This is a genomic window from Pseudomonas sp. B2M1-30 (genome assembly GCF_025447575.1).
In the GTDB taxonomy this organism is placed as follows: Bacteria; Pseudomonadota; Gammaproteobacteria; order Pseudomonadales; family Pseudomonadaceae; genus Aquipseudomonas; species Aquipseudomonas botevensis.
This window is the reverse complement of record NZ_JAOEJT010000042.1, coordinates 1-452: the sequence shown is the minus strand read 5'-3', so window position 1 is coordinate 452 and position 452 is coordinate 1. Positions and strand designations below refer to the sequence as shown.

Here is a 452-nt window from a genome sequence, read left to right as displayed (position 1 = left end):
TACGACCCGCAGGGGCGGCTGCTGTCGATCCGTTATCCGGACACCGCGCGGCATGTGTTTGCCTGGAACGACCTCGGGCAACTGATCGAGGAAACCCTGCCTGATGGCGGCATGCGGCGGTTTTCCTACGACGCTCTGGGGCGGCGGACGACGACCCGGGACGAACACGGCGCAGTCACCCGTTATGCCTGGGACGCCGTGGGCCGACTGCTGCAAACGACGTTGCCTACCGGTGCCAGCCGTGCCTACCGCTACAGCGCCTACGGCCAGGTCACCGCCGAGCAGGACGAACTGGGGCGTCTCACCCGCTACGAGTATGACGACGACCTGCACCTGGTCAGCCGACGGATCAACCCCGACGGCACCCGCCTGCAGTACCGCTACGACCACGCGCAACTGCGGCTGACGGAAATCGAGAACGAGTCCGGCGAAACGTACCGCCTGGACTACAC

1 protein-coding gene is annotated in these 452 nt (G+C 66.2%); it reads left to right on the top strand.

Annotated elements, in window-relative coordinates:
• Positions 1-452 (top strand): hypothetical protein (locus N8H74_RS29365; RefSeq protein ID WP_262152177.1); only part of this gene is annotated, 452 nt, incomplete at both ends.